The organism is Streptomyces sp. NPDC033178 (assembly GCF_055577685.1).
This window is the reverse complement of the sequence record NZ_JBVIPT010000026.1, coordinates 71063-90077: the sequence shown is the minus strand read 5'-3', so window position 1 is coordinate 90077 and position 19015 is coordinate 71063. Positions and strand designations below refer to the sequence as shown.

The following is a 19015-nucleotide window of genomic DNA, read 5'->3' as shown; positions in this document are numbered from 1 at the left end:
GAGCCCTGGAGGTGAAGGGCTACAGCGAGGCTATGACCCTGTCCGCCAGGACGTAGACGTTTTCGTCCGCGCATTCGAAGGTCAGGGCGTAGGCGCCCGAGACTCCGGAGCCGCCCAGGAGGACCGGGGGGTGGCCGGTGCGGAGGGAGTCGGCGAGTCGTTCGGCCGTTTCGCGGTGGCCCGGGGTCATGCAGAGGGTGGTGCCGTCGGCGAAGACATAGACGTCGAGGGTGCCGAGGGGGCCGGGGCGGATGTCGGTGAGTTCCGTGCGGGACTCGGCCAGTTCCTCCAGGCAGGACACCGTGCGTTCGTGGTCGTTCACGCCCGGTGACTGGACCGGTACGAAGTCCGGGTGCGAGGGGTGACGGCGGCGGGCCGCGGCCAGTTCGGGGGAGTCCCCGGCGAACTCGTCGGCGTCGGCGGCAGGCTCGGTCACCGGCTCCAGGTGTTCGAGGCCCGCGAAGTCCGACTGCCGGGGCAGGAACAGATCGCTGTCCGGCAGGCCGAGCAGGGTGGGCGCGTCCGAGGCGTCACGCGCCTCCTGGGCGGCCCAGAACGCCCGGGCCTCGGCGAGCTCCCGCTCCCGCTCCTCGGCGAGCGCCTCGGCCACGGCGGCGCGTATCTCGTCCGTGTCCGTGGTCGAGCGCGCGGACGGCACGAGACCGCGGACGGCGGTGGCACGGCTCTCGGCGAGCTGGGTGTGCAGAGCCGCGACCTGTCGGCGCAGCGCCAGCAGGGTGCGCAGAACGGCGACGCCCACGGCCGTGGTGGTGGCTGTGGCGAGCAGCAGAGCAAGAGACGTGGTGCTCACTGACGTACTCCCGGTTCAAAGTCGACCCCCGACTTCCTACATCAGCTTGAAGGGCGGACTAACCAGCTGTCAGTGCGTAACGTCACGAAAGGGACAGGACTTTAGCCCTGATGTTTGGTTGCGTAACGGCTCTGACCTGCGTAAATCCCTCTCCGGAGGGAGATAGGTCACATCCTGGGGGAGATTGGATCACAAATCGGCCCGTAGCCCCGGTGGTTGCGGGGTTCCGGGCCGATTCGGTCACGCTGAGTCCAACTGCGGTTACAGGTGCGGCGCTTCGGTTCGGGCGCCGGTTCCTGTGGTGGCTGCCGTGCCGGCTCCCGGTGCTAGCTCAGGCGCTCGATGACCATCGCCATGCCCTGGCCGCCGCCGACGCACATCGTCTCCAGGCCGAACTGCTTGTCGTGGAACTGGAGGGAGTTGATGAGCGTGCCGGTGATGCGGGCGCCGGTCATGCCGAAGGGGTGGCCGACCGCGATCGCGCCGCCGTTCACGTTCAGCTTCTCCAGCGGGATGTTCAGGTCGCGGTAGGAGGGGATCACCTGGGCGGCGAACGCCTCGTTGATCTCGAACAGGTCGATGTCGTCGACGGTCAGGCCGGCGCGGCCCAGGGCCTGCTTCGACGCCTCCACCGGGCCGAGGCCCATGATCTCGGGGGAGAGGCCGGTGACGCCGGTCGAGACGACCCGGGCGAGGGGGGTCAGGCCGAGCTCGCGGGCCTTCGTGTCGGACATGATCACCACGGCGGCGGCGCCGTCGTTCAGCGGGCAGCAGTTGCCCGCCGTGACGAGCCCGTCCGGGCGGAAGACCGGCTTGAGGCCCTGGACGCCTTCGAGGGTGACGCCGGCGCGGGGGCCGTCGTCCTTGGAGACGACCGTGCCGTCCGGGGTCGTGACCGGGGTGATCTCGCGCTCCCAGAAGCCGTTCTTGATGGCTTCCTCGGCGAGGTTCTGCGAGCGGACGCCGAACTCGTCCATGTCCTGGCGGGTGACGCCCTTGATACGGGCGAGGTTCTCCGCGGTCTGGCCCATCGCGATGTACGGGTCGGGCACGATGCCGTCCTCGCGCGGGTCGTGCCAGCTCGCGCCCTCGCTGGCGGCGACCTCGGCGGTGCGGGCCTCCGCGTCCGCGAAGAGGGGGTTGTGCGTGTCCGGGAGGCTGTCGGAGTTGCCCTTCGTGAAGCGGGACACCATCTCCACGCCCGCCGAGATGAAGACGTCGCCCTCGCCCGCCTTGATGGCGTGCAGGGCCATGCGGGTCGTCTGGAGCGAGGAGGAGCAGTAGCGGGTGATGGTGGTGCCCGGGAGGTGGTCCATGCCCATCTGTACGGCGACGATGCGGCCGAGGTTGCTGCCCTGCTCGCCGCCGGGGAGGCCGCAGCCGAGCATCAGGTCCTCGATGTCCCTGGGGTCGAGCTCCGGGACCTTGGCCAGGGCCGCCTGGATGATCGTGGCGGTGATGTCGTCGGGGCGCAGGTCCTTGAGGGAGCCCTTGAAAGCGCGGCCGATGGGGGAGCGGGTGGTCGAGACGATCACGGCTTCGGGCATCTACGGCTCCATTGGCGTACGGGGGTGTAGGCGGACCTGTCTGGGAAGTTACCCGGACGTATGGGCGAGGTCACGGGTGTGGGTGTGTGACTCCGGCCGCATTTGTCTAAGCGCTTGCTTTCCTCGCCCCCGCCGCCCCTACCCATTCCCGTCACTACTCGGGGGCGCTGCCCCCGAACCCCCGCTCCTCAAACGCCGGAGAGGCTGAATTTCAGTGGGGGTCTGGGGGCGTCAGCCCCCAGGGGAAGGGAATGGGTAGGGGCGGCGGGGGCGAGAAAGGGCCCGGTCAGGCGGACGGTTCCCTGGTCGTCGTCGGAGACGGGTCCGTGGCCGGGACACGGTGGCGGCGGCGTCGCTTGAGGAGGGCCCAGGGGGCACGCGGACCTGTGGGCATGGCCGCAGTGACCTCCGTACCCGCCTCGGACGCGGCCTCCGCGGCGGCCCGAGCCACCGGCAGGAACCCCTCCCGACGGGAGACGTCCGGCCGCTCCTCCTCCGCCGGCCACAGGCCCAGCGCCGCGCACACCGTGGGCAGCACCGCCATCGCGGCCGTCGCATAGCCCTCGGCGGAGGGGTGGTAGTTGTCGGGCCCGAAGAGCTCCCGCGGATTCGCCGCGAACTCCGGCCCCAGCAGGTCGCCCAGCGACACCGTCCGCCCGCCCTGCTCCACCGTCCCGATGGTCTGGGCGGCCGCCAGCTGCCGCGAGGCCCGCCGCGCCAGCCACCGCAGCGGCTGCTGGACCGGCTCGATGGTGCCGAGGTCGGGGCACGTGCCCACGACCACCTCGGCACCGGCGGTGCGCAGACGCCGTACCGCAGCCGAGAGGTGACGGACCGAGCGCGTCGCCGGCATCCGATGCGTCACGTCGTTCGCGCCGACCATGATCACGCATACGTCGGGGATTCCGTCCGGCTCCCCGAGAACCACCGCGACCTGGCGGTCCAGGTCGTCGGACTGCGCGCCGGGCAGCGCCACGTTCCGCAGCCGCACCGGCCGCTCCGCCACCGCCGCGAGCCCGGAGGCGAGCAGCGCTCCCGGTGTCTGGCGGGCCCGGTGCACGCCCTGCCCCGCCGCCGTGGAGTCACCCAGCATCGTCAGGCGCAACGGTTCCTCGGAGCCGGCGTACACATACCCGTACAGCCCGTCCGCGCTCGGCGGATGGGGGCTGTGGCCGTTCCCCACCTGGCGCTTCGCCAGCTGGACCTCGGCCAGTACCACTCCGACCGTCGCCGCGCCCAGCAGACCGATCCCGCCGCCGCCGTACGCGGCGCCCGCGGCGATCCGGCGTGCCACCCTCGCTCTTGACAAGCTCGTCATGCGTAGCCGCCACCTCCTCTTTGCCGTACACCCACTGCTTGCCCCGTACAGACCGTCGGCCAATCTCAACGAGACGTGAACGCCCAGGAGGGGGCTCAGAGCCTGTCCGGCAATTCCCTCCCCCAGCCTCCGGCCGGGAGGTGCCCCCAGCCTCGCGACGCCATGCACGCACTCTCGCCGCACCGGGCGCAGACCCAAGTACGTCCAGTACGAGGATCTACGCCCGGCACGCCGAGAGCACGCACCTGACGCCGCGAGGCCGCCCTCCGGGCGACGACGGGAACTGCCGGACAGGCTCTAGGCTGACGACACCACCCCAACCACTTCTTTTTCAGCTCCGGAGACAACGGTGCAATTTCACGACTCGATGATCAGTCTCGTCGGCAACACCCCGCTGGTGAGGCTCAACAGCGTGACCGCCGGCATCCAGGCGACCGTCCTCGCGAAGGTCGAGTACTTCAACCCCGGCGGTTCCGTGAAGGACCGCATCGCCCTGCGCATGATCGAGGCCGCCGAGAAGAGCGGCGCGCTGCGGCCGGGCGGCACAATCGTCGAGCCGACCAGTGGAAACACCGGTGTGGGCCTTGCCATCGTGGCTCAGCAGAAGGGCTACAAGTGCATCTTCGTGTGCCCCGACAAGGTGAGCACCGACAAGATCAACGTGCTGCGGGCGTACGGCGCGGACGTCGTCGTCTGCCCCACCGCCGTTGATCCCGAGCACCCCGACTCGTACTACAACGTCTCGGACCGGCTCGTGCGCGAGACGCCCGGTGCCTGGAAGCCCGACCAGTACTCCAACCCCGACAATCCCCTCTCGCACTATCACTCCACCGGCCCCGAGCTGTGGGAGCAGACGGACGGGCGGATCACCCACTTCGTGGCGGGTGTGGGCACCGGCGGCACCATCTCCGGGACCGGGCGGTACCTGAAGGACGCCAGTGACGGGAAGGTCCAGGTCGTCGGCGCCGACCCCGAGGGGTCCGTGTACTCCGGCGGCTCCGGGCGCCCGTACCTCGTCGAGGGCGTCGGCGAGGACTTCTGGCCGACCGCGTACGACCGGACCGTCGCCGACGAGATCGTCGCCGTGTCCGACAAGGACTCCTTCCAGATGACCCGGCGGCTCGCCAAGGAGGAGGGGCTGCTCGTCGGCGGCTCCTGCGGCATGGCCGTCGTGGCCGCGCTGCGCGTCGCCGAGCGGCTGGGCCCCGACGACGTCGTGGTCGTGCTGCTGCCCGACAGCGGGCGCGGATACCTCAGCAAGATCTTCAACGACGAGTGGATGGCCGACTACGGGTTCCTGGAGGACGAGGGGCCCAGCGCCCGCGTCGCCGACGTCCTGAGCGACAAGGTGCACGGGGCCATCCCGTCCCTCGTCCACATGCACCCGGACGAGACGGTCGGCGAGGCCATCGAGGTGCTGCGGGAGTACGGCGTCTCGCAGATGCCGATCGTGAAGCCGGGCGCGGGTCACCCGGACGTGATGGCCGCCGAGGTCGTGGGATCCGTGGTCGAACGGGAGCTGCTCGACGCGCTGTTCACCCAGCGCGCCTCGCTCTCCGACCCGCTGGAGAAGCACATGTCGGCGCCGCTGCCCCAGGTCGGCTCTGGTGAGCCCGTGGGCGACCTGATGACCGTGCTCGGTGGCGCCGACGCGGCGATCGTCCTGGTCGAGGGCAAGCCCACCGGTGTCGTCAGCCGGCAGGACCTGTTGTCCTTCCTGGCCAAGGGCGGACGTCAGTAGGAACGTCCGGTGAACTGCGCACCCCGGAGGGGAACTTCCGGTGTGAGCGATCACGGCGGAACTTCGTGGAAGTGGTACGAGCGCGTCACGTCCGCGCAGCACACGCTTAACACGCGTCCGGCACATTGGTGGATGTCGGCAAGGGCGGGAGCGGCTCCCCGCCCCGGCCGGCACCGAAACGGCGCCAAGGACCTCCGGAGCGGCTCCCGGACCTCCATGGACGCCACGGACGCGTAAGCCTGGCCCTGACCCGGCCCGCGTCCCTCGCGGGGACCGCCGTCGTCCCGCCCCCCGGCAACGGGGGTGCGGCGGTCCCCGCGCAAGCTCGCGAAGGGCCCGGTGCCTTGCGGCACCGGGCCCCTTTGGCGTTTGGGTGTTCCGCTTTTGGGTCGTTTGCTGTGCTGCGGGCCGGTGAGGGCTGGTCGCGCCCACGCGGCGGAGCCGCAAATTGTCACAGCCCCGCGCCCCTTACGGGGCGCGTTGGCGGTCAGCGGTGGCTCACTCTTCCCACTCGCTGTCCTGGGAGGACTTGCGGCGGCGGCCGAAGAAGTTCGGCGAGTTGCGTGCGGCCTGGACCACGTTGACCCCCGCGATGCCCGCCCAGGCGACGAGGAGGCCGGGCAGGTCCGCGACTCCGCCGCCGATCGCGGACAGGGGGATCGCGAGGACCAGCGAGACGATGCCGAAGCCGAAGCGCTCGCCGAAGGAATCGGAGGATCCCTGCGGGGAGCGCGAGCCCCGGGCCACCACCATCTGCTGTTCCGCGAGCTGACGACGCACCCGGCGGTCGACCGCGCCGTCCAGGCGCTGCTCGACCTTTTCCAGGAACGAGTCGACCAGCGCGGACTCGTACTCTTCGCCCAGTTCCTTGCGTGCGTGCAAGGTGGCGTCGAGTTCCTTCTTGAGTTCGGCGTCGCGGGCTTCCATACCGGTCATAATCCAACGGTAGAGAGCCGGAGCCCGGTTGGCACGGGGGTTAGCCCCCCTGTCCTTGCTGGGCTGTTCCCCACCAGGTGGGGCCGCCGCCGACGGGTCCCGCCGGCTCAGGCCCTACTTCGTCAGGCCCTTCTCCTTCGCGTACGCGTTCGCCACGTCCTCCGGGTCCTTCTTGTCCTTGTCGACCTGACGGTTCAGCTCGGTCAGATCCGCGGTGGTGAGCACGTTGCCCAGCTCGGCGAGGGCCTTGCGGACCGTCGAGTCGGCCCTGCGGTCGGCTATGAGGGGGACGATGTGCTGGCCGGGGATGAGGTTCTTGGGGTCGGTGAGGACGACCCACTTGTTGGCCACGATGTCGGTGTCGGTGGTGAAGAGGTTCGCCACGTCCACGTCGCCCTTCTTCAGGGCGCCCTTCACCAGCGGTCCGGAGGAGTCGAGGGACTTGAACTCCTTGAACTCCACCCCGTACACGTCCTTCAGGCCCACCGAGCCGACCTCGCGCTTCTTCACCTCGGGCGCGGCGCCGATGACGAGCTTGCCGTTCTCCTTCTTCAGGTCGGCGAGGGAGACCAGACCGTACTTGTCGGCCGTCTCCTGGGTGACGACGAACGCGTCGGAGTCCTCGGCCTTGCCGTACGGCAGCACCTGGAGCCCGGCGGGCAGCGCCATCGCGAGGGCGTTCTGCATCTCGCCCTCCTCCGTCGCCTCCGCCTTGGGGGAGAGGTAGTGCAGGAGGGCTCCCTGGTACTCGGGGAGCAGGTCGATGTCGCCGCCCTTGAGGGCGGGGATGAGGATCTCGCGGGTGCCGAGGTTCGGGCGGACCTTCGTCTTCACACCGGCGGCCTCCAGCACGGCCGCGTAGAGGAAGCCGAGCACCTGGTTCTCGGTGAAGTTGGCGGTGCCGATGGTGACACCGTCCTTGCTGGACCCGCCTCCGCCACCGGCACTGCCCCCGCCGTCGAGCGAGGTGATCCCGCTGCTGCACGCGGCGAGAGCGGGAACGGACGCGGCGGCGAAGAGCCCGCCGAGGAGAGTACGTCGATTCATGGGAGGAAGCTCCTGAGGGGAGTTGCAGAGGTCGAGGGGCGCCCCGTCAGGGGCGCGGGGCTTGGCAGACTGTGGCTCCGCCGCGTGGGCGCGACCGGCCGCATACGGCCCGCGGAGTCAGGACGGCGTCAGCGGCGGGGTCACGCGGGGCGATGACGGAACAGCACCCGCTGGAGGCCGCTCAGGCCGAGGTCGAGGACAACGGCAACCAGAGCCACGAGCACCGCCCCGCCCAGCACCTGCACAAGATCCCGCTGCGCAAGCCCGTCGAACACATACCGACCCAGCCCGCCGAAGGAGACGTACGCGGCGATCGTGGCCGTGGCCACCACCTGGATCAGCGCCAGCCGCAGGCCCGTCATGATCAGCGGGAGCGCGAGGGGCAGTTCGACCTGGAACAGGACCTGGTGCCAGCGCATGCCCTGGCCGCGCGCCGCGTCCTTCACGTCCGGGTCGACGGCGGTCATGCCCGCGTACGTGTTCGTCACGATCGACGGGACGGCGAGGGCGACCAGCGCCACGTACACCGGCCACATCGACAGGCCGCTCGCCAGGAAGACGAGGACGACCAGGCCGACGGTGGGCAGCGCGCGGCCGAAGGACGCGAGGTTGATCGCGAGGAACGCGCCCTTGCCCGTGTGGCCGATCAGCAGGCCCAGGGGGAGGGCGATCGCGGCGGCCACGAGGGTGGCGAGGAGGGAGTACTGGAGGTGTTCGGCGAGGCGGTGGCCGATGCCGTCGGGGCCGGTCCACTGCTCGCCGCTGACCAGCCAGTCGCCGAGGTCCTTGAAGAGTTCGTACATGTCAGGCTCGCCGCCTCGTCCACGGGGTGAGTACGTACTGGACGGCTACCAGGAGCGCGTCCGCGACCAGGGCCAGCAGGAGCGTCAGGACGACGCCGGCGATGACCGGGGTCGGGAAGTTGCGCTGGAAGCCGTCCGTGAAGAGCTGGCCGAGGCCGCCGTCGCCGATGTACGTGGCCACGGAGACCAGTGAGATCGACATGACCGTGGCGATACGGACGCCCGCCATGATCACGGGGAGCGCGAGGGGGAGCTCGACCGTGAGGAGGGCGCGCAGGGGGCGTGTGCCCATGGCCTTCGCGGCCTCCTTCGTCTTCGCGGGGACCGAGTCGAGGCCTTCGACCGTGTTCCTCAGGAGGACGACGAGGGTGTAGATCGTCAGGCCGACGACCGTGGTGGTGCGGGTCAGGCCGGAGACCGGGAGGAGCAGTACGAAGACCGCGATCGACGGGATCGTGAAGAGGACGTTCGAGAGGCCCAGGAGCACGCCGCGCAGGGGGCGGATCCGGTGGGCGACCACGGCCAGCGGGAGGGAGATCAGCAGGCCGAAGAAGACCGCGGACAGGGCCGCCTGGAGGTGCGAGACGGTCAGGGTGGTGAGGTCGTCGGTGTGGTCGCCTATCCACGACCAGTCGATGGTCACGAGGCCACCCGGGCTTCCGCGTGGGCCTGGCCCGCGTGCTGGTGGATCTCGTCGCGCGAGGTCACGCCGGTGAGGGCGCCGTCGGCGTCGACGCGGGCCACGAGTCCGGTCGGGGAGGCGATGGACTCGTTGAGCGCGGCGAGCAGGGAGTCGGTGTCGCGCAGCGGCCGTACGGGGAGTTCGGTGTCCCCGGTGTTCCTGGCGCGCCAGTGCAGGGGCCTTCGGGCCGCGTCGAGGGCCAGTTCCCAGGTGCCGCCCTCGGGGGCCGGCGCCTGCGGTATGCCCTTGAGCGGTGTCAGGGACAGGAGCTTCAGGCCGCGCTCCGCGCCGAGGAAGTCCGCGACGAAGTCGTCGGCCGGGCGGGCCAGCAGTTCGGAGGGGGTCGCGCACTGGACGAGGTGGCCGCCGGTGCGGAAGATCGCGATCTGGTCGCCGAGCCGTACCGCCTCGTCGATGTCGTGCGTGACGAAGACGATCGTCTTGCTCAACTCCTTCTGGAGCCGCAGCAGTTCGTCCTGGAGCTGGGTTCGCACGACCGGGTCGACCGCGCCGAAGGGCTCGTCCATCAGGAGTACCGGCGGGTCGGCGGCGAGCGCGCGGGCCACGCCGACGCGCTGCTGCTGGCCGCCGGAGAGCTGGTGCGGGTAGCGCTTCCCGGACTCGGCGGTCAGGCCGACCGTCTCCAGGAGCTCCGCGGCCCGGGCCCGTGCCTTGCGGCGGCCGTGGCCGAGGAGCAGCGGCACGGTCGCGATGTTGTCGAGGACCGTGCGGTGCGGGAAGAGGCCCGACTGCTGGATGACGTAACCGATGGAACGGCGAAGGTCGGCGGCGTCCTGGTCCAGCACGTCACGGCCGCCGACCCGGATGGTCCCGGAGGTCGGGTCGACCATGCGGTTGATCATTCGCAGGGTGGTCGTCTTGCCGCAACCGGAAGATCCCACGAGGACGGTCACGCCGCCTTCTGGCATCTCCAGGGAGAGGTCGTGGACCGCTGTGGTGCCGTTCGGGAAGCGCTTGTGGACCGCGTCGAACTGGATCATGAGGTGTCCCTTGCCCGGCTGCATATCGTCATGCAGAGTTCTCTGTATCTGAATAGGTTGTCAACGGTTCGGTGTTAATCGCCGGTTACTTATGACCGTCAGGCAAGATCCAATGTCCGGATTGAGGGGAGTTCGCGCTCTATGTCGTCTCGGGATGTGGACGCACCGGGTGCGGTGACCACCGGCCTCGTGGTGCTGGACGGTTGCAGCACCGGCGTCGCCGACGTCGTACGGCTCGCCGACGGGACCGCGCGGCCGGTTCCGGGCACCGAGGCGATGAAACGCGTCGAGGAATCCTGGGACGCCGCCCGGCGGATCGCCGCGACCGGGCGCGTGTACGGCCGCTCCACCGGGGTCGGCGCCAACCGGAACGAGGACGTGCCGACCGAGGCGGCCGCCGAACACGGTCTGCGTCTGCTGCGCAGCCACGCCGGCGCCATCGGCGAGGAACTGCCCGCCCGGCAGGTCAGGGCCATGCTCGCCGTCCGTGCGAACCAGCTCCTCGCGGGCGGCGCGGGCCTGCGGCCCACCGTCGTCACGGCGCTGTGCGAGGCGCTGGAGGCCGGTGCGTACCCCGTCGTGAACGAGTTCGGCTCGGTGGGGACCGGGGACATCGCGGCGCTCGCGCAGCTGGGGCTGGCGCTGGCCGGGGAGCACCCCTGGCGGGGTGCGGACGCGTCGACCGGTGTGCGCGCGGTCGTGGGCGCCGGTGCCTCGGGAAGTGTGGGCGGCGGCGTGCTCGGCGGGGCGATCGCGGGAGCGGCCACGGGCGCGGTCACCGGTACGCCGGAGTCCGTGGGGGCGCCCGAGCCCCAGCCGCTCGACAACAACGACGCCCTCGCGCTGATCAGCAGCAACGCCCTCACCCTCGGACAGGCGGCCCTCGCGCTGCACGAACTGCGCGGGCTCATCGGGGCCACACAGGTCGTCGCCGCACTGTCACTGGTCGCGGTGGACGGCTCGTACGAGGCCTACGCGGCGCCCGTGCACGCCGCGCGTCCGCACCGCGGTTCGAGCGAAGTGGCCCGCCGCATGCGGCAGTTGATCGGCGCGGCCGACCACCCGACGCCGCCGCTCGGCCGGATCCAGGACCCGTACGGATTCCGGTGTCTGCCGCAGATCCACGGGCCCGCGCACGACGCCGCCGACGCCCTGGAAGAGGTCCTCGCCGTCGAGATCAACGCGGCCGCCGAGAACCCGCTGATCTGCGCCGAGGACATGGCCGCCTACCACCACGGCGGCTTCTACCAGGCCCAACTCGCCCTGGCCCTGGACCACTTCAGGCTCTCCCTCACCCAGGTGGCCCGCCTTTCGACCTCCCGCCTGTCGACCCTCAACGAACCCGCCTACACCCGGCTGCGCCCCTTCCTCGCCGACCACGAGCCCGCCTCCTCCGGCGTGATGATCCTGGAGTACGCCGCCGGGGCCGCCCTCGGTGATCTGCGGGCCTTCTCCGCGCCCGCCTCGCTCGGCCACGCTGTACTCTCCCGGGGCGTCGAGGAGCAGGCCAGCTTCGCCTCGCTCGCCGCCCGTCAGACGCTGCGCGCGTGCGATGCGTACCGGCTCGTCGTGGGCTGCGAACTCGTCGCCGCCGTACGGGCGTTGCGCCAGCGCGAGCTGCGGCCCGATCCGGAGCTGCCGGTGGCGCGGGCGCTGGAACTCGCCGAGTCGGTGCTCGACGCGGACCCGACCGACCGGCCGCTCACGGACGACGTGACGGCGGCGGCCGCGCTGCTCGACCGGTTCACGGACATCTGGAGGGGGAGCACGGCATGAGCGTGGACGGGAACATGAGCGTGAATATGGGCATGGACAGTGACATGGACACGAGCATGGACACGGGCCCGGCCGGCGAGACGGGCGCAGGCGACGGGAGCGCGGGTGTGACGGACAGTCCTGCCGGGCGTCTGCAGACGCTCTTCGAGGGCCACCGGCTCACCCCCACGCAGCGGCGCATCGCGCACAGCATGGTGCGGCGGGCCGCCGAGGTGCCGTTCCTGTCGAGTGTGGAGCTCGCGGAGCTGGCCGGGGTCAGCCAGCCGTCCGTCACCCGTTTCGCCGTGGCCCTCGGCTTCGACGGCTATCCGGCGCTGCGCAAGCACCTGCGCGAGGTCGCGCCCGCCGAACCCGCGGCGGACACGGGCTCGTACAACGAGTACCAGCAGGCCGTCGAGGCCGAGATCGAGAACCTGCGCCATCTCGCCTCCGTGCTCGCGGACCCGCGTCCCGTGGAGCGGGCGGGACGGCTGCTCGCCGCCTCACGGCCGCTGCCCGTCCTCGGACTGCGGGCCGCCGCGTCCCAGGCCTACGGCTTCGCGTACTTCGCCGCCAAGGTCCATCCGGACGTACGGCTGCTGCACGAGGGCGGCACGATGGTCCACGACCGGATCGACTCGGCCGTACGGGCCGGGGCCACGACCCTGCTGTGCTTCGCGCTGCCCCGGCACCCGCGGGAGGTCGTGGACACGCTGGCCTACGCGAAGGAGGCCGGGCTGACCGTCGTCACCGTGGCGGACTCGGCGTTCGCGCCGGTGGCCAAGGTGTCCGACCTGCTGCTGCCCGCCGCCGTCGGGACCGGGCTCGCCTTCGACACGGCGTGCGCGCCGATGCTGCTCGGGCGGGTGCTCCTTGAGGCGATGTGCGACGGGCTGCCCCAGGCACAGGCACGCCTGGAGGAGTTCGACGCGCGGGCCGCCGCACGGGGCCTGTTCGTCGAGTAGCGGTACCGCGTGGTTTTTTTGGGCGCTCTCAGACGTGTCTCACTTTTGCTCGCTAACCTGCGTGCCCAAAAGAGGCGTCGATGAGTCGGTGAGGAGCGGATCGTGACGCGCGGAGGGCAGGGACTGGCGCGGGTGGCCGTCGTCGTACGGGCCGGGGCGGCACCGTTGTGGTGGCTCGGAGTGATCTCGGCGGGTGTGGGTGTGCTGGTGCCCGGGATCACCGGGCGCCGGATCGGGGTGATGGCGGGAGCCGCGCTCTTCCTGATCACCGCGGCCGTGGTGGCCCTGGTACGGCACAAGCGGTACGTGGCGCTGGTCGGCGGGGCCGCCCGGGCCGGGAAGCACGATGTGCTCCAGGACCGGGCCGTGACCGTACGGAACTGGCGGCGCGGGCACCGGTGGTGGCTGCTGCTCGCCCTCGTGGGAGCACTGGGCTCGGCGTTCGCCGTCCCCGCGGCCGGAGGGATGCTGCTCGCCGGAGCCGGGGCGGGCCTTCGCCTCAAGGCGGCCCGGATCGGACGGCTCGAACGGGCGGCCGAGTCGCTCGTCTGGGTCCGTGTCGACTGGCTCGGGCGCGGCGCCGGCGTTCCGGCGGGCAAGCGGGTCAAGGGCTATCGCGCCACGGGGATCGCCGCGGGCGACGCCGCGCCCGGTGGGGCGCGGCGTCGGGGTGGCGTGCTCGTCTGAGCCTCGGGGCGGGGTCAGACCTCCAGATCCGCCTCGATCCTCTTCAGTTGATGCCTGGCCATCGCGAGGTTGGAGCGCTTGGCGTCGAGCACCAGGTAGAGGAAGAGACCGTTGCCGCCGCGGCCCTTGATCAGGCGGATCAGGTGGTACTGGTCGGACAGCGTGATCAGGATGTCCTCGATGTCGCCCTTGAGGCCCAGGTGCTCCATGGTGCGGATCTTGGCGCGTACGACATCGGTGTTGCCGGCCGCCGCGACCGTGAGGTCGAAGCCCTTGCTGCCGCCGATCGTGCCGAGCGCCATGCCGCTGGTGTAGTCGACGAGAGCGGCTCCGGTCGCGCCCTCGATGGAGGCCAGTGCCTCTTTCAGAGCGGTTTCGGTGTTGGCCATGGTCGTGCCCGTCCTTTCGGTTCGGTGAGGTCGGACCGGTGAGTGCGGTCCGGTGGATCCGTGCTCAACGGCTGTTGCCGGTGCTCAACGGCTCTTGCCGGTCGGCTCGGTGGTGGTGCGCGCGACGCGCGCGGTTCGGGTGCGGGGCGCGGTGGGCTTTGGGGCCCGCGCGGCCGGGGCGGGCCGGCTCTCGGCCGCGGCCTCGACGAGCTCCCCGATGCGGGTGCCGGAGCGGCGCCCTTCGAGGTGCAGCCGGCCGACGTTCGCCCGGTCGCCGGCCAGCAGCGTCAGCACGGCGGACGGTCCCGCTGCGTAGGTCGCGACATAGCCGTGCTCGCCGTGCACCAGCAGTTCGCGGAAATCGCCCTGCCCGGTCGCGTCCGCCATGCGCAGGGCGACTCCCAGCGCGGCGGCGGTGAGCGCGGCGAGTCCCTCCGCCTCCACGCCCGGGGTGTCCTGGGCCAGCACGAGGCCGTCGACGCTGGCCGCGAGGGCACCCGTCAGCTGGGGCACTCGGGCCCGCAACCGGTGTAGTTCGTCGAGGACTTCGGCCTCGGCCGCCATCAGTTGTCTCCTCTCGGCACGCTGTCGGAGCGCGCGGATCACAAGGCCTCCAAGGCGTCTCTGAGCCGGCGCAGCAGGGCGACGTCGGGATCGGCCGACGCCTGCGCCGCCTCCGCGGCCTGCGCGACCACCATGGAGACGGGGGGCAAGGGGGGTGGTACGGATGCTTCCGGCGCCCCGGCTCCGTCCGGTCCGGACGGGACCGGCCCGGATTCGGCGAGCCCGGATTCGTCCGGACCGGACGCGAGGGACCCGGACGGGAGCGGCCCGGACGCGACCGTCGGCGATCGCGTCGTCACGATCCCGGCGGCCGCGAGCCGCCGGAGGTCGACCAGGGTGTGGAACCCCGGACGGCCGAGCACCAGCGAGATGTCCGACGCCGTGCGCTCACCGTCCACCTGGTCGAGGACGGTGCGCTGACGCGGAGGGAGGATCGAGTCGACGGCACGGCCGGTCCGTACGAGCGGCTCGGTGTCCGTGCCCGGCTCCGGCCAGATGCGGTGCAGCAGCTCGCGGCGCCGCAGCGTCTCCCGCTCCACCGCGTCCACGGAGACCGGCCGCACGGGACCGATCCAGTGCGCGACCCCGTACCGGAAGCGCGCCGGACCGCTGCTCGGGCCGAGCGTGAAGAACGCCGCGTCGTACAGCGCGCCCAGGTGGCACAGCTCAAGGGCGCCCGCCGTCAGTCGCCCGCTGTCCACCAGGAACCGTCCGACCCGCCGCTCGGCCCCCGCCTCCGAGACCGCCTCCCACCAGCCGTCCGAGCCCAGTGCGCCGCGGGTGGTGAGCAGCACGTCGAGCCCGGGTGTCGCCGGGCTCTCGGCGTGCACGACCTGGCCCTCGACCAGATACAGCACACCGCGCTCCCGCGTCAGGACGCCGGTGGCGCGCTCCTCGGCGAGACGGCTGAGCATCGGGCTGAGGGTGGGCGGTATGCCGGACCGGGGTTCCGCGCGGTTCGGGGAGCCGCGGTCCGGGGTGGTGCGACCCGCCGGGACGTGGTCCGTCCTGACGGGATCCGCCGTGTTGCCATCGGCTCTGCCGTCGTCGGCTCTGTCGCGGCCGGGCAGGGGGCGTGCCTCCACCGTGGTCACCCCACCACCAGCCGTTCCGCCATCTCGCCCAGGCGTATGCGGGCCAGGGCGAGATTGCCGTCCGAACGACCCAGCCACAGATGCAGGAACACACTGCTGTCGAACGTCGTACGGACGAAACGCAGGACGTGGTAGCTGTCCTTGTTGCAGATGATGAGATCTTCGACCGGCGGCTGACCGCCGGACCAGTCGGCTCCTTCCTCGGGGGCGAAGGCCTTGTGCTCCGCCGCCAGGCGGGCGAGTTCCGCCGCCTCGGCCGCGGTGGCCTCGTGGTCTCCGTTGGGTGAGTCCCCGACCGTGCCAAGAGCCAGTCCGCTGGTCCAGTCGACCACCGAGGCTCCCCGGGCTCCGGGCAGTCTCATGGCCTCCAGCAGGCACTCGTCGATTCCGGGCACGGTGCTTCCCTCCCGCCCGTTGTGGTTCGGCTGAGTGACGCCGAAACTACGCAACGTGTGCGCGAGGGGTGATGGTTCTGGCATTTTCCTGAGGAACATGCCAGCGGCTGGCTAGAGTGTGTGGATTTTCTCTTTCAGTCCTCGCTCCTTACACGCAGCACCACCTTGTTCAGCGCCCACAGGCCCACCCCGACGGCCAGCAGCACCCCGGCGCGGATGTAGACGTCCGCGGGGCGGTCGGCCAGCGGACTGGCGAGGATCAGGGCGGTGAGCGCGCCGAGCACCGGAAGCACGGTCGGCGTACGGAAGTGCTGGTGGTCGACGGGGTCGCGGCGCAGTACGAGAACCGCGATGTTGACCACCGCGAACACGCACAGGAGCAGGAACGACGTCGTGTCGCCCAGGCCCTCGATCTCGCCCGTGGAGACCAGCCCGATCGCGAGCAGCGTCACGAAGGCGATGCCGACCACGGGTGTGCGACGCGTGGGCAGGACGCGGGCCATGCCACGCGGCAGGATGCGTTCGTTGGCCATGCCGTAGCACAGGCGCGAGGCCATCATGATGTTGATGAGCGCGGAGTTGGTGACGGCGAACAGAGCGATGAGCGCGAAGAGTTTGTGCGGGAAGTCGACACCGCCCGCCTTCACGACCTCCAGCAGCGGGCCGCTCGAACCCTCCAGCACCTTGTAGTCGACCAGGAGCGACGAGACCAGCGCCACGAGAACGTAGATCGTGCCCGTCACCGCCACGCCGACGAAGATCGCCCGCGGGAAGGTGCGGACGGGATCCTTCGTCTCCTCGGCCATGTTCACCGAGTCCTCGAACCCGACGAACGCGAAGAAGCCGAGAGCCGTCGCGCCCAACACCCCTGTCATCAGGGCGTATCCGGTGCCGCTCGCCTCGAACTCGCTCAGCCGGGACGGCTCCCCGTCGCCGTTCAGCACGGCCCACGCGCCGATCGCGAGGATGATCACCAGGCCCGTCAGCTCGACCAGCGTCAGGACCACGTTCGTCTTCACGGACTCCGACACGCCCCGCAGGTTCAGGGCGGCCAGCAGCAGGATGAAGCAGATCGCGACGAGCGTCGGCGGCAGCGCGTCGCCCGTCAGCTCCGACAGGTAGTCGCCGCTGAAGGCGCGGGCCGCCGCGCTCGCCGACGACAGGCCCGAGCACATCACCATGAACGCGACGATGAAGGTCAGGAAGGGGACCTTGAACGCCTTCTGTGTGTAGAGCGCCGCCCCGGCCGCCTTCGGATACTTGCCGACCAGCTCCACGTACGACGCGGCCGTCAGGATCGCCACGACGAAGCCGATGGCGAACGGCAGCCACAGCGCCCCGCCGACCTTTCCGGCGACCTTGCCGGTGGTGGCGTAGATGCCGGTCCCGAGGATGTCGCCGATCACGAAGAGGATCAGCAGCTTGGGGCCGAGGACCCGCTTGAGCCCCGGCTCCTCGGCGGGCGACGGTGTGCCCGCGGTGGTTTCTGCGGTGGACAAGAGAACCTCCCCCGATCGGTGATCCGTCCGGGGGATTTCTTCCCGAGGGCGCCCGCGGGATGCCTGTGGGACCTCGTCTCAGAGCTTTCTCAGAGCTTCATCGAAGCTTCGCACCCGCGTGGGCACGTCGTCGGGCGCCTCAGAGCATGCCGGTCAGCGACCCCGCATGCGCCCCTCCCGACTCCGCCACGATCTCGTCGAGCGTCTGCGGCGTCCGCACCACGGCGAACCGCACCCCGCCCGCCCCGTCGGGCCCGAAGCCGTAGATCCCGGGCCGCGCGAGGGAGTTGTACGCGTAGTGGTGCGCGAAGTAGTACGCGCCCGTGTCCAACGCGGCCGGGTAGTCGCCCTGTTCGAGCAACGGCATCGAGCGCCCCTCCGCCAGCAGGTCACCCGCGAAGCACGCGGGACCCGCCACGTCCTGCACCACGTCGGGCCCCGCCTTGGGCCGCCCCTTCGTGTCATATGCGGCCACCCGCAGCGGCCAGGACCGTGGCGCGTACACCGTGCGTGCCGCCACCTGCACCCCCGCGTGCGTCACGGCGATCGCCCGCCCGCCGGCCGACTTCGCGTACTCGACCCGCGCCAGCACCACCCCGTGCTTGGCGAGCAGCGACCGCCCGAACTCCGTGACCAGCCCGTACCGCCCGTCGAACAGCCCCGGCACGGTCTCCGCGAGCAGCCGCGCGTACTCCTCGTAGGTGGGCGTGTGCGCGTCCGACCCGAAGTTCACCGGCAGTCCGCCGCCGATGTCGAGGGTGTCGATCTGCCGCCGCCCGGCCCGCTCGTTGATCTCCTCCGCCAGCCCGTACGTCTCCGCGACCGCGCGTGCCATCAGTTCGAGCGGCATCCCCTGCGAACCGGAGTGCGCGTGCAGCCGCGTCAGCCACGGCCGGTCCAGATACGCCCGCACGACCCACTCGCGCGCCCCCTCGTCCCGCAGCGCCACCCCGAACTTCGAGGTCGCCGTCGCCGTCGAGAGCGCTCCGATCGAACCCCCGCCGACCTGCGGGTTCACTCGGATCCCGATGGGGGAGCGGGTCGAGGCCGAGCGTACGAGCGCGTCGAGGCGGTCCAGCTCCTGCGGGTTGTCCGCGTTGACCGCGATGCCCAGGGCGAGCGCCTCCCGCAGCTCCGCCGGGGTCTTGGCGGGCGAGTCGAGGACCGTACGGGCCGGCGGGACCCCGGCCGCGCGGGCGAGGGCCAGCTCGCCCGGGCTCGCGACCTCCGCGCCGATGCCCTCCCGGTGCAGCAGCCGCAGCACCGGCACGAGCGGGGTCGCCTTCACCGCGAACGCGTGCAGCACGGGCGTCCCCGGTGCCGTCACCGCGTCGAAGGCCGCGTGCAGGGCCGCCGCCGAGGCCCGGATACCGGTGATGTCGAGGAGCCCGACGATGGGGGTGCCGGGACCGACCAGCCCCTGTTCCACGGCCGCGCGAACGGCTTCGTCCCGCCGCAGGCCCCCGTCCAGGGCCGGGCGCGGCTCCCCTTCCGGAGTGCGTCCCGGCTCCCCGTCCGGAGCGCCTCCCGGCTCCTCGTCCGGACCTCCGCCCGGTCCGTGCGGAACGCCGTCCGGCCCCGTCGGAACCCTGTCCGACCCCGTTGGAACCCTGTTCAGCCCCGTCGGAACCTCGTCCGGACCCTTCGGGGATCCGCCCGGGACCTTCGGAGATGCGACCGGACCCTTCGGAGATGCGACCGGACCCTTCGGAGATCCGTCCGGTTCTTCGCCCGTCGCGTCCGCGTCTCCCGTGCCTGTGTATGCCGCCATACATCCAGCC

General features: G+C 71.2%; 18 protein-coding genes. 4 read left to right on the top strand and 14 right to left on the bottom strand.

The genetic code is table 11. The features are described from left to right. Positions 1-19: 19 nt before the first annotated feature. The 3 genes from ACZ5VQ_RS43825 to ACZ5VQ_RS43815 all read right to left on the bottom strand — a co-directional run bounded on the left by ACZ5VQ_RS43825 (position 20) and on the right by ACZ5VQ_RS43815 (position 3676). The gene (locus ACZ5VQ_RS43825) at positions 20-811 is read right to left on the bottom strand and encodes a hypothetical protein (RefSeq protein WP_469109878.1); all 792 of its coding nucleotides are present in this window, start codon (positions 809-811) and stop codon (positions 20-22) included. A 326-nt stretch (positions 812-1137) separates the two neighbouring features. Further along, positions 1138-2358 (bottom strand): acetyl-CoA C-acetyltransferase, encoded by a 1221-nt coding sequence (locus ACZ5VQ_RS43820; protein WP_469109877.1) that lies wholly within the window; start codon positions 2356-2358, stop codon positions 1138-1140. A 286-nt stretch (positions 2359-2644) separates the two neighbouring features. Next, the gene (locus ACZ5VQ_RS43815) at positions 2645-3676 is read right to left on the bottom strand and encodes an SGNH/GDSL hydrolase family protein (RefSeq protein ID WP_361904380.1); all 1032 of its coding nucleotides are present in this window, start codon (positions 3674-3676) and stop codon (positions 2645-2647) included. A 349-nt stretch (positions 3677-4025) separates the two neighbouring features. On the opposite strand from ACZ5VQ_RS43815, the gene ACZ5VQ_RS43810 reads away from it, so the two are divergent. Then, a complete protein-coding gene (locus ACZ5VQ_RS43810; protein ID WP_469109876.1) occupies positions 4026-5417 on the top strand; it encodes a cystathionine beta-synthase in 1392 nt (463 codons plus the stop codon). A gap of 498 nt (positions 5418-5915) precedes the next feature. On the opposite strand, the gene ACZ5VQ_RS43805 is transcribed toward ACZ5VQ_RS43810, so the two are convergent. The 5 genes from ACZ5VQ_RS43805 to ACZ5VQ_RS43785 form a co-directional block, all read right to left on the bottom strand. Beyond that, positions 5916-6344: a hypothetical protein gene (locus ACZ5VQ_RS43805; protein WP_362072454.1), complete on the bottom strand. Its 429-nt coding sequence runs from the start codon at positions 6342-6344 to the stop codon at positions 5916-5918. A gap of 123 nt (positions 6345-6467) precedes the next feature. Beyond that, on the bottom strand, positions 6468-7400 hold the full coding sequence (locus tag ACZ5VQ_RS43800; protein WP_469109875.1) for an ABC transporter substrate-binding protein: 933 nt from the start codon (positions 7398-7400) through the stop codon (positions 6468-6470). 140 nt (positions 7401-7540) lie between these two features. Next, on the bottom strand, positions 7541-8203 hold the full coding sequence (locus ACZ5VQ_RS43795; RefSeq protein WP_200396376.1) for an ABC transporter permease: 663 nt from the start codon (positions 8201-8203) through the stop codon (positions 7541-7543). A gap of 1 nt (position 8204) precedes the next feature. Then, the gene (locus ACZ5VQ_RS43790) at positions 8205-8846 is read right to left on the bottom strand and encodes an ABC transporter permease (RefSeq protein ID WP_055617530.1); all 642 of its coding nucleotides are present in this window, start codon (positions 8844-8846) and stop codon (positions 8205-8207) included. Continuing rightward, positions 8843-9886 (bottom strand): ABC transporter ATP-binding protein, encoded by a 1044-nt coding sequence (locus ACZ5VQ_RS43785; protein ID WP_469109874.1) that lies wholly within the window; start codon positions 9884-9886, stop codon positions 8843-8845. Before ACZ5VQ_RS43785 ends, ACZ5VQ_RS43790 begins: the two co-directional genes overlap by 4 nt. A gap of 141 nt (positions 9887-10027) precedes the next feature. On the opposite strand from ACZ5VQ_RS43785, the gene ACZ5VQ_RS43780 reads away from it, so the two are divergent. The 3 genes from ACZ5VQ_RS43780 to ACZ5VQ_RS43770 all read left to right on the top strand — a co-directional run bounded on the left by ACZ5VQ_RS43780 (position 10028) and on the right by ACZ5VQ_RS43770 (position 13293). After that, positions 10028-11662 carry an aromatic amino acid ammonia-lyase gene (locus ACZ5VQ_RS43780; protein ID WP_469109873.1) on the top strand — a complete coding sequence of 545 codons (1635 nt, stop codon included), beginning with the start codon at positions 10028-10030 and terminating at the stop codon, positions 11660-11662. A 56-nt stretch (positions 11663-11718) separates the two neighbouring features. Beyond that, positions 11719-12606, top strand: a complete 888-nt coding sequence (locus tag ACZ5VQ_RS43775) for a MurR/RpiR family transcriptional regulator (protein WP_469109907.1) — start codon at positions 11719-11721, stop codon at positions 12604-12606. Between the two features lie 102 nt (positions 12607-12708). Next, a complete protein-coding gene (locus tag ACZ5VQ_RS43770; protein WP_384092401.1) occupies positions 12709-13293 on the top strand; it encodes a hypothetical protein in 585 nt (194 codons plus the stop codon). A gap of 14 nt (positions 13294-13307) precedes the next feature. On the opposite strand, the gene ACZ5VQ_RS43765 is transcribed toward ACZ5VQ_RS43770, so the two are convergent. From ACZ5VQ_RS43765 to ACZ5VQ_RS43740, 6 genes are all read right to left on the bottom strand, one after another. Further along, positions 13308-13682, bottom strand: coding sequence for a roadblock/LC7 domain-containing protein (locus ACZ5VQ_RS43765; protein WP_359855550.1), 375 nt, complete (start codon positions 13680-13682; stop codon positions 13308-13310). 84 nt (positions 13683-13766) lie between these two features. Next, positions 13767-14246 (bottom strand): roadblock/LC7 domain-containing protein, encoded by a 480-nt coding sequence (locus ACZ5VQ_RS43760; RefSeq protein WP_362072025.1) that lies wholly within the window; start codon positions 14244-14246, stop codon positions 13767-13769. A 38-nt stretch (positions 14247-14284) separates the two neighbouring features. After that, entirely contained in the window at positions 14285-15160 is an 876-nt protein-coding gene (locus ACZ5VQ_RS43755; RefSeq protein ID WP_469109906.1) for a transcriptional regulator, read from the bottom strand. Positions 15161-15336: 176 nt separating this feature from the next. After that, positions 15337-15735 carry a hypothetical protein gene (locus ACZ5VQ_RS43750; protein ID WP_055617535.1) on the bottom strand — a complete coding sequence of 133 codons (399 nt, stop codon included), beginning with the start codon at positions 15733-15735 and terminating at the stop codon, positions 15337-15339. A 134-nt stretch (positions 15736-15869) separates the two neighbouring features. Next, positions 15870-17234, bottom strand: coding sequence for an APC family permease (locus ACZ5VQ_RS43745; protein WP_469109872.1), 1365 nt, complete (start codon positions 17232-17234; stop codon positions 15870-15872). A 139-nt stretch (positions 17235-17373) separates the two neighbouring features. After that, positions 17374-18705, bottom strand: a complete 1332-nt coding sequence (locus ACZ5VQ_RS43740; RefSeq protein WP_469109905.1) for a type III PLP-dependent enzyme domain-containing protein — start codon at positions 18703-18705, stop codon at positions 17374-17376. Between the last annotated feature and the right edge of the window lie 310 nt (positions 18706-19015).

Bases quoted from the DNA above. Each gene is read 5' to 3' on its own strand.
- ACZ5VQ_RS43805 (WP_362072454.1), bottom strand. From the start codon at position 6,344: ATGGAAGCCCGCGACGCCGAACTCAAGAAGGAACTCGACGCCACCTTG.
- ACZ5VQ_RS43785 (WP_469109874.1), bottom strand. From the start codon at position 9,886: ATGATCCAGTTCGACGCGGTCCACAAGCGCTTCCCGAACGGCACCACA.
- ACZ5VQ_RS43780 (WP_469109873.1), top strand. From the start codon at position 10,028: ATGTCGTCTCGGGATGTGGACGCACCGGGTGCGGTGACCACCGGCCTC.
- ACZ5VQ_RS43755 (WP_469109906.1), bottom strand. From the start codon at position 15,160: ATGCTCAGCCGTCTCGCCGAGGAGCGCGCCACCGGCGTCCTGACGCGG.
- ACZ5VQ_RS43800 (WP_469109875.1), bottom strand. From the start codon at position 7,400: ATGAATCGACGTACTCTCCTCGGCGGGCTCTTCGCCGCCGCGTCCGTT.
- ACZ5VQ_RS43760 (WP_362072025.1), bottom strand. From the start codon at position 14,246: ATGGCGGCCGAGGCCGAAGTCCTCGACGAACTACACCGGTTGCGGGCC.
- ACZ5VQ_RS43765 (WP_359855550.1), bottom strand. From the start codon at position 13,682: ATGGCCAACACCGAAACCGCTCTGAAAGAGGCACTGGCCTCCATCGAG.
- ACZ5VQ_RS43820 (WP_469109877.1), bottom strand. From the start codon at position 2,358: ATGCCCGAAGCCGTGATCGTCTCGACCACCCGCTCCCCCATCGGCCGC.
- ACZ5VQ_RS43815 (WP_361904380.1), bottom strand. From the start codon at position 3,676: ATGACGAGCTTGTCAAGAGCGAGGGTGGCACGCCGGATCGCCGCGGGC.
- ACZ5VQ_RS43775 (WP_469109907.1), top strand. From the start codon at position 11,719: ATGGACACGGGCCCGGCCGGCGAGACGGGCGCAGGCGACGGGAGCGCG.
- ACZ5VQ_RS43795 (WP_200396376.1), bottom strand. From the start codon at position 8,203: ATGTACGAACTCTTCAAGGACCTCGGCGACTGGCTGGTCAGCGGCGAG.